Source organism: Streptomyces sp. CB01580 (assembly GCF_001905795.1).
Lineage (GTDB): Bacteria > Actinomycetota > Actinomycetes > Streptomycetales > Streptomycetaceae > Streptomyces.
Map to the genome: position 1 here is coordinate 105,991 of NZ_LIXJ01000030.1, position 9,216 is coordinate 115,206.

At 70.1% G+C, this 9,216-nt stretch carries 6 protein-coding genes and 1 pseudogene; 2 read left to right on the forward strand and 5 right to left on the reverse strand.

The window, feature by feature from the left end:
* Positions 1-314: 314 nt before the first annotated feature.
* The 5 genes and pseudogenes from AMK22_RS31005 to AMK22_RS31030 form a co-directional block, all read right to left on the reverse strand.
* Positions 315-1,073: a hypothetical protein gene (locus tag AMK22_RS31005; protein WP_073790461.1), complete on the reverse strand. Its 759-nt coding sequence runs from the start codon at positions 1,071-1,073 to the stop codon at positions 315-317.
* Complete coding sequence (locus AMK22_RS40250; RefSeq protein ID WP_199883357.1) at positions 1,070-2,122, reverse strand: hypothetical protein; 1,053 nt, start codon at positions 2,120-2,122, stop codon at positions 1,070-1,072. The genes AMK22_RS31005 and AMK22_RS40250 overlap by 4 nt, the downstream gene beginning before the upstream one ends.
* Positions 2,119-3,099 (reverse strand): ATP-binding protein, encoded by a 981-nt coding sequence (locus tag AMK22_RS31020; protein ID WP_073790495.1) that lies wholly within the window; start codon positions 3,097-3,099, stop codon positions 2,119-2,121. Before AMK22_RS31020 ends, AMK22_RS40250 begins: the two co-directional genes overlap by 4 nt.
* A gap of 131 nt (positions 3,100-3,230) precedes the next feature.
* Positions 3,231-5,350 (reverse strand): annotated as a pseudogene (locus AMK22_RS31025) (Mu transposase C-terminal domain-containing protein).
* 29 nt (positions 5,351-5,379) lie between these two features.
* A complete protein-coding gene (locus tag AMK22_RS31030) occupies positions 5,380-6,159 on the reverse strand; it encodes a TnsA-like heteromeric transposase endonuclease subunit (protein WP_079186494.1) in 780 nt (259 codons plus the stop codon).
* A gap of 276 nt (positions 6,160-6,435) precedes the next feature.
* On the opposite strand from AMK22_RS31030, the gene AMK22_RS42145 reads away from it, so the two are divergent.
* Positions 6,436-7,023, forward strand: a complete 588-nt coding sequence (locus tag AMK22_RS42145; RefSeq protein ID WP_338014197.1) for a DEAD/DEAH box helicase family protein — start codon at positions 6,436-6,438, stop codon at positions 7,021-7,023.
* Positions 7,024-7,120: 97 nt separating this feature from the next.
* A complete protein-coding gene (locus tag AMK22_RS31035) occupies positions 7,121-8,890 on the forward strand; it encodes a helicase associated domain-containing protein (RefSeq protein ID WP_338014198.1) in 1,770 nt (589 codons plus the stop codon).
* The last annotated feature ends 326 nt before the right edge of the window (positions 8,891-9,216 follow it).

Below are 9,216 nucleotides of genomic sequence, written 5' to 3' on the forward strand. Positions count from 1 at the left end.
CGCCAGCATCCTCGGCACGGTCCGGCGCCCCTTCGTCCCCGACCTCGGCCAGTCGTCGTACGGCGTGGCCACGTCCGTGAACCATGAGGTGCCCGACCCCTGGCTGCCCCGGCCGAGCGGGCATCCCGCCCGGGTCGCGCTCGTCGCGCAGGCGGGCCTGGGGAGCTGGGGATAGGTTTGGTGGCGGGTGTTCGGTTTGGGTGTTCGGGGTGGTGGTCTGGTGTTCTGCAGTTGCATGGGAATGATCTTGGGTTTTTGGTGGGTGTAGTGGTGCGTCTAGAGGGACCCGTGTCGCTGACGGGTTTATGTGCCGGTCACCGGGATGGCGGGTGGCCGGTGGGGGAGCGCAGGCGGTGGAGGAGTCGGTAGAACGTGGCGGGGGAGATGTTCAGCCGGTCGTATTCAGCGGGGTAGTTCAGACGGATAGCCGCGCGTAGCTGTTCCAGCAGGTGACTACCGGAGTGGCTGGTCGTGTTGTGTGTGCCGCCTGTCTCGATGTGGGTGTGGAGCAGGCGGATCACACGTTCGTCGGTGCGGCCCCAGGGGTGGGGCACGGTCCGGCGGATCAGCCCGGCCAGGCCGTGCCGGTGCCAGGCGCGGTAGCGGCGTTCGATGGTGCCGGCCGAGCAGTGCCGCCAGCCCGCGGCTTGTAGTTCGGCGGCTTTCGCGGCGAAGCGTTGTTTCAGCGTGGAAGTGGCCAGGGCGTGGTCCGGCCCCGGCTGCGCCGGGGTGGCTGGGATCTGGCCGTCGCGGATCTCGGTCAGGTGCCGTTCCCACTCCTGCACGTGTCGCAGGTCGTCTTCTCCCAACCACCGCAGCAGACCGGCTCGCTCCCCCTCGGGGGCCGGACGGGGCCGGCCGTTTTCCTCGGGCAGCCCAAAGCCGTCGGCCTCCAGGACCACGCTGGCGAGCGCGTATACGTCGGGTTCCTCACCGGTGAGACTCACCAGGTGCACAGCGGGGCTCCGCTGTGCGGCGATCACGTAGAGATGGCCGCGCCAGCGCAGCCGGCGGCCCGGTTCCAGCAGGTGCGAAGGCGTGCCGGTGGCAGGTTCGGGAAGGGCCGTGGTCACACGGAGCGTCCTTTCTCACGATGTCGTGGGGCAGGCCGAGGGCGGGAGCGGGGCCCGGGCGGCGACGTGTTTGTGTGAGGGGTGATGCAGGTATGGAGCGGGTCGTTTCCAGCGGGGGAGAAACGGCCGAGTCCGAGGCGGTGTCCGATCATGTCGAGGACTTCCCGCGGACGCTGTGCCCGGTGGTGGGGGAGTGAGGTCAGGGTGCGGGCGAGGGTGACGGTTTCGGGGTAGATCACCAGATCACGGGCCAGCAGTACGGCTGAAGCGTTTCCCATGTGGTTCAGATGGGGGTTGGCCAGGGCGAGGCGGTGCAGCCGCTGGCGCCACCGGTCGGCGAGGTGTTGCTGGTGGTCGTACCAGCGGGTGGTGATCGCGCGTGCCGTCATCCACGCACTCGCCCCCAGGCGGTGACACCGCAGGCGCTGGTGGGCGCGGTATGCGGCACCCAGTGCGGGGACCGCCGCGGTGTGCAGCGGGGTGTCGAGTCGGGGGTCGGGGGCGGCCTGGTGGTGCCAGGGACAGACCAACTGGTGCCAGGGCCGGTGCACCCGCGCAGTTCCGGTCGTGCCTCGGCTATAGCGCCGTGTGCACAGGGTGCAGGCGGCCACGGGCTGGTACAGGGCGTCGAAAGGTGTCCAGCGCGCGGTGGCCGCGCCGCCTGGTGTCGCACCGTCTCGGGGCAGGTGGGGCAGGTGGGGCAGGTGGGGCAGGTGGGGCAGGGTGCGGGCGAGGTGGCCTATCGGGATCCGGCTCAGGATGGCGATGCGGTGGGCGGCGGTGAGGGAGAGAACGAGCCCGGCCGTAGGCGTGGTGCCGTGACCGTGCAGGGTGATCCCGGCCCCATCGCAGAGCTGGGGCAGCGTCAGCCGGTACGTATGCGCGAGGCGCTGGAAGTAGGAGGCGGTCGCTTCGAACGCCAGCGGCCGTACCCGGAACACGCCCGCCGCCAGGGGCGGGAACTGCGCCCACACCCCGACGGCAGACGCACCGTCTCGCGTGGTGTCGGGTGCGGTGCCCGAAGGGTCCGTGAGAACGGTCTGGTTCACCGGGAGCCCGACGACCTGGTCGGGGCCCGGGGCCGGTAGTGCTGTTCGGCGAGGTGATCCAGGCGGACAGCTTCCAGAGTGGATTTCGTGATGCGTTCGGTGCCGTCGGCGAGCGCGGTCAGGGCCGCCTGCTTGACCAGCCGTGCCAAAGACCCGATCCGCCCCGCGGTACGCGCGTGCAGGTACGGCGCCAGCCGCACCAGAGTCCCGGCCCGGTGATACCGGAGGTCGAGGGCGTTCTCCATCGCCCGTACCAGCTCCTTGAACGGCTCACGCGTACCGTCACGGGCGGGGAAGGGATCACAGTCGACGAGACAGGCGCGTGCGGCGAGCTGTTCCCCGCGCACCCCCGTGAACAACGGCGTACGGGTGACGTCGATGCCCGCGTACACGAACGTCGCGCCGATCCGCTCGGTCAGGTCTTTGAGGAGGTCGGCGCTCTGGGCGCCGGTGGTGGTGCGGGGGTTGAGGCGGTGGATTTCATCGATCATCACCAGCCGCACCCCCGCCTGTGTGTAGGCGTGGCAGACGCTGTTGACGACTTGGGCCTGGGACATGCGGGCGGTGACGGGGATGCCGAGGTAGCGGGCGAATTCCAGCGCGAGGGTCTTGGCGCTGGCAGCGGGCGGCACCAGCACGTAGGCGACCGGCACCCGTCCGGCCGCAGCCTCCTCGCCCTGACGGCGGATGCGGGCGAGGTAGCAGGCACGGCCGACTTGGAGGAGCGCGGTGGTCTTCCCGGCCCCGGCGGGGCCGGTGACGATCAGGGACGGGCGCGCGGTCACCTGCTGATGCCCACCCAGCAGCATGAGGGTGCGCACCTGCTGGGCCAGGGCGTCGATGGCCGGGGTGCGTACGGTGACGAAACGCGAGTGATAGGCCAGCCGTTCGGCCAGGCCACGCGGCGGCGCCCCCGGTACGGGAGGAGTCGCGACGGGGGTGGTGGCGAAGCAGGCGAACCCATCCCACACCGTCACCGCCCCGGTCTGCGCCTGCCCACCACCCGCGCCCCCCGCGTCGTCTTCGGCGCGCCCCGCACAGTCCGCCAACCGGCGCGCGGCCGACACGGCGCCGGCCTTCGACGCTTCTCCCGAGCCCGTAGAGCTGCTCACCACTGCTCGGCCTCCGCTTCGGCATCCCACAGCCCGTATCCGCCGCCACGGCCGTCGACTGCCGCCACATCCGTGTCCGCTTCCTCCGGCTCACCCGTGCCGGTCCGGGCCGTTGCCACCGTGGCGGCGAGGTCGTCGTCCAGGCTCTCGCCCTCCCATCCCCACTCCCCGCCCGGCACCGGGCCGCTCCGCGTCGCTCTTTCGGCTTCTGCCGGGCCCGCCGTGCTGTCCTGCACAGCAGGCGGCGCGGATTCAGGCTCTTCAGGCCGACCGTCATACGGATCGGCCGACTGGCGCGGGGCCGGCAGACCGATACCGATGACGAGGCCTTCGAGTGCGCCCGCGCTGCCGGGCGCGGTGATGGAGCTCTTGCGGCCCCGTCGCTTCGGCGGCTTCCCCACGCTCGCACGGGTGCGGCGCAGGAGCCGGTCGAGGGCATCAGCGAGGTCGGCCTCGTGCTGCTCGCGGTCGCCACGCTGGGCGACTTCGCCCTGGACGTGGCGCCACACCTGGTCGTTGAACGGCCGGTGTACATGGTCGCGATGGATCCACGGGATCTCGTGGAGATTCCCGTCGCTCAGGCGCACCCAGATCTGCCGGGCGTCATGCGGGTTGTGGTGGACCTCCCACTTACCGTCCTTGGCCGCGACGCCGGAGCGCTGGCCGCGGTGAGGGTCGAGGACCTGATGGTCGTAGGTGCGGTAGTCGATGCGGATGCCGCGTTCGGTGACGGGCTGCCAGCGCACCGGCAGCAACTCCAGGTAGTCGGCACCGGTCAGCGGCACAGGCACGTACCCGGACACGGCGGTCAGCGCGGCCCACATCTGGTTCGGGGTGAGCGCTGCCTTCGGCAGCACCGGGTGACGCAGGCCCTCATGAGGCCGGTTCTGCCACCCGCACACGATCCACTCATCCACGAAATCCTGCAGCTGCGGGATGGTCCAGCACGCCTCCGCCTCCGTGTCCTTTCCCCTCAGGCGAGGGCTTGACCCGGTATGGCCCGCGACGTGCTGACCAAACAGGTCGTTGATCGACCCGAAGGTCCGCTCCACCACACCCTTGGCCTGCGGCCGCCGCGGCGGAGCTGGCTGCACGCTCACCCCGAGCGTCTCGCACGCGGCGACGAAGCTCTCCGAGACATAGATCTTCCCGCGGTCCACGACGATCGTCTCCGGCACGATCACCGGACGCCCCGCCGCGCCTTCCAGCCGCTCGTCCAGCGACAGCATCCGCCCGTAGGGCACCTGGGCTTGCGACAGATACAGCGCCGCGGGCCATGTCGGCCGGGCAGGGTGCGGCACGGCCATTTCCGCCAACAACAGCGCCGCATCCACCGCCTTGGTCCCATGCGGACGCAACACCGCGGCCAGGATCGACCGGGTAGCCACATCCACCGCGATCGAGAGCTCAGGACGTCCTAGAGTGCCGTCCTCCAGCACGGCCATGATGTCCAGGCGGGTGGTGTCGATCTGCACCTGTTCCCCGGGCCGCAGCACCGCCGGTGCCGACAACGCCGGGGCCGGCGCGGTAGCGGTCCGCGCGGCACGCCCGGGCAACTCGCCCGGATCAGCCAGCGCGACAACGCCTCCAATACCGCAGCTACCACCCGCTCATCGGCCCGCCCGGTCGGGCTGGAGGAACGGACCGTGCGTTTGTCGACCAGCCCCCACAGGCCCTGCTTGCGATAGGCGTGCCGCATCCGCTGCACCGTCGCAGACGTCACCCGCGTAAAGCCGAGCGCCGTCATCTCCTTCGCCTTGGCCGCTTCCCGCTGCGCCAGCGTCCACCGCTCAGGGTCGTACTCCTCCCGCATCACCTGCCCCGCACGGCCACCCGCAGGATGCGGCCACCCCGTCTCCACCTCCCGGATGTGCGGCAGCCACGCCAACGCCCGCTGCTGTGCCGCTGGCGGAACCGTCTCGAACAGCCCCCACTGCGGCACCGCATCCGGCGCCCGCGCCCCCACCACCTCAAAGCCCGGATCGGCGAACAACCGGCCCAGCAGCACCGTCGTATCCGTGCCGTTCTCACGCAGCAGATAGACCCGCTGCCCCTGCACTGCGGCCACCTGAAAGGTCTGCCCCCGGTAGACCACGTGCGCCCCGACCTCCACCACCGGCCGCCGCCCTGCGCCCTGCCGCCCGCTCACCGCGTCCACCTCTTCCCCGACCCGTCGACCTCTACCTCTGCCGCTCGCCCGCCGTCCCGAACACCTGCCGCGGATACGCCCACCAGAGCCCGCGCATGCAACGGCTCACCAAGATCCGCAACCAACTGTCCCGACCACAGCGCGTGGTAGACGACAGGCAAGACCTGCAGCGGCTCACCCACCGACACCGCCCCCTTGAACAGCGGCCGCGGCACGGCGAACGCCTCGGCCACCGCAGCCCGCAGCCCGCACGGCCCCCGGTACCGGGGATGGCGATAGCCCGCCAGCCACCGCAGATTCGCCGCCGCCAACACAGACAGCGGATCCAGCCGCCGATACACCCACCCCACCCGCGCGCATGCTGCTTCCAGCACCGCTCCCGCCCGCTGCGCCCTGACCCCGCCCGCAGCCGGGCCCGACGGACAGTCCGCGAACAGCCCGGTGCCATCTGCGTACCGAGCGAACAACTGCGGAACCCACGAACGGACCCGACCGTCCGCCTCGTCCCGCCATACGAACCGGACAGGCCGCCCGGCCAAGCCGATGACATCCGGATCCCGGTCCAGCAGCATCAGCTGCGTGCGCATCGCGGTCGAACCGTGCACCACATGCCGCCCGGTGGTCGCCGACCACCACCAGCCCGGACCCCACCGACGCCCCGGTACCACCGGAAACGCCGATACCGGCGCCAGTTCCTCGAACTGCACCGATGCGACCGCCTGCTCCCACGGCAGCTGTGTCACCTGCCCAGCAAGACTGCTGAAAGCAACCTCCATGTCCGAACCGCCCCCTTCCCTGACAGCGCGTCGAGCACGACACGTGAACTCCGCGTCTTCCCGCTGGACAGCCAAGGGCTTACCGGCCATGCATAACGCGCGAACACAGCCCGTCCCACTCAAAAAGGTGATTCTCAGCGGAAGTACGGACCGCCACACCACTGCCCATATGGGCCGTAGCGGCCCGCACTGTGCGGGAGGATGAGACGTTCCCATTGCCGCCGTGAGCCGAGGTCGTACGTGATGCCTTCCAGCCCTGAGCCAGCGGCCACCGCAATGACGGCCCGAACCACCCCCGCCCGCCGTGCGCTGCGCCTTGATCAGCAGGCGGCGGTGGACAGTGCGGTGCGGCATCTGAAGAACCCGGGTACGCGCGGGCACATCGTCTCCGCATGTGGCACCGGCAAGACTCTGATCGCGCTGCGCACCGCGGAGGCGCTCGATGTCCGGTATCTCCTGGTCGCGGTGCCAAGCCTGGACCTGATCGGCCAATGGGCGGCGGCGGCCCGCGCGGACGGGCGCAGGGAGTCGTTGATGGCGGTCTCTTCCTCCGATGCCCGTAAGCATCCTGTGCTGGCGGGTGCGGGGGCGGTGAGTACGGGGTCGGGGGAGTACCTGGCGTACTGGCTTGCTCAGCGCAGGAAACGGCGTGAGCGGGCAACGGTGTTCGTCACGCTCGATTCCCTCCCTCGGATCGAGGAGTCCCAGCACTCGGTCTTCGCTGCTCCTGTCTTCGACCTCCTGGTCGTGGATGAGGCGCACCGCACCGCGGGCAGCTGGGACAAAGAGTGGACGGTGATCCATGACAACCAGCGCATCCCGGCCGACCGCCGCCTCTACATGACCGCGACCCCGTACGAGTGAGGCTCCGCGTCTGACCGAGGCCCCCGATACACGGCCCCGGCCGAAGCGGACCGCGGCCACCGCACCCGCGTGGGAGGCCCCGTCCCTGATCGCGGCGATGGACGATCCGAAGGTGTTCGGCCCGCGCTTGCACACGTACTCCCACGCGGCTGCGATCGAGGACGGCGTCCTGGCCGACTACCAGCTCCTCGTGCCCACGATCACCAGCACCGACCTGCGCACCATCCTCGCCAACTCCGGCGACGCCCACACCGGGTTCGCCCCGAGCGCCCGTCGCACGACCGCGCTGCACCTGGCCGTCCTCAAGGCCATGACCCAGCACCACCTCAAGCATGTGATCGTGTACTTCCAGCAGGTCGCGGACGCCGCCGACTTCGCCCGCCAGTTCCCCCACACGCTGCGCACCCTCCCCGCGGACCAGCGCCCAGCCTGGGCCGACGACCTTCTCGTGCAGTCGATCAACGGCACCCACACCCCCGACCAGCGCCACACCATCCTCACCGGCTTCGCCGATGCCGACCGCGGCGTGCTCACCAACGCCCAGGTCCTGGGCGAGGGAGTGGACCTGCCGGCCGTGGACGCGATCGTGTTCGCGGACCGCACGGCGAGCGTGCGCCGCATCGTCCAGGCCCTGGGCCGCGCCCTGCGCAAGCTCCCGACCATCGACCACAAGACGGCGAGCCTGGTCATCCCCGCCTACACCCCACCCGACGCCGACCCCACCGACCTCCTCTCCACCCCCTACGAAGCCCTCTGGCTGATCACCGCCGCGCTACGCCACCACGACCAGTCCATCGCCGCCCGGGCCCCGCGCAAGAACACCAAGCGCCGCCCGGACGCCAACACCCACACCCTGATCACACGCCGGTTCCGGTTCGACTTCACCCTCGACCCCGGACATATCGCCCGCGCGATGGACTTGCTGGCCTGGCCCGCCGCCGGCGCTGTCCTGTCCGCACCCCGCCGCGCCGGCCTCGCGGCCGCCGTCCGCTACCACGCCGAGCACGACCACCTCCGCGTCCCGGCCGACTACGAGGACGCCTACGGCCACCGGCTCGGCCAGTTCATCACCGGACAACGCACCGCCTACCACCAAGGCACCCTGACCGCCGAGTGGATCGCCGAGCTCGAAGACCTGGGCATGGTCTGGGACGAGAACGAAGCCACCTGGCAAGGACACCTGGCCACCATCGAGGCCTTCCACACCACCCACGGCCACCTCGCCATCCCCTCCCAGGAACCAGGCGGCCAGTTCCTCGCCGACCAGCGAACCCTGGCCCGCAAAGACCGCCTCGCCCTCAGACGCGAAACCCAGCTCACCGCCCTCGACCCGCACTGGACACTCCCGCACGGACCCGACTGGCACCGCAAATACCACCTGATCAAGCACCACATCGAAGCCGGCCACGACCCGGCCACGCTGCGCCGCGACACGGTGATCGACGGCGTGAAAGCCGGCAGCTGGCTGCACCGTCAGTTCACCACCTGGCACGAACTCAACTCCAGCCAACGCGACCTCCTCACCATCCTCGGCCTGACCGCCGATCAAGTCCCCCTGAGGCAAACACCGAGAACGCCCGTCACATCTGGCACCAGGAAACGCCGTTCCTTCGAGCAGACAGCGCTGCTGCTGCGCGCCTTCATGGAGCGCCACGGACGCCCGCCCGGGGCCAGGGAACGGATCGAGGCCGACGGCGAACGCGTCATGATCGGCCCGTGGCTGTGCAAGACCCGCAGCAAACAGAAAGCAGGTCAACTACCGGAAGATCAAAGCAAGTTGATGGAAGAGATCCTCCGAGAGGACCGACCCGGAACCGCCTCCGACGTTCCCGAAGAGGGACCCGCAGATATCTCGGAAGTTCCATAGTTTTTCTGCTTCCATAAGACAAGCCAGCCTCCGACCGCGAGTCAGCGGAAAGAGGACGCCCCGTCAAGCAGTCAGGCACACCCAGGTCCTGACCCCACGCATGCAGCCAGCCTAGGGACGCGCGGAGCGCGGACCGTCGCCCTGATCGCGGAGCGAACAGGGCCAGAGTCCAACGGAGTTGGACTCGAGGGCCACGGAGTGGCCCGGATCCCCGGGACGAAGTCCCGAACCACGCACGGAGTGCGTGGTTGTCTTCCGCCGCGTAGCGGCGGCGCGTCGTGTCTGCGGAGCAGACCGCGCGCCGCCCATCGTCTCCACCGACCAGG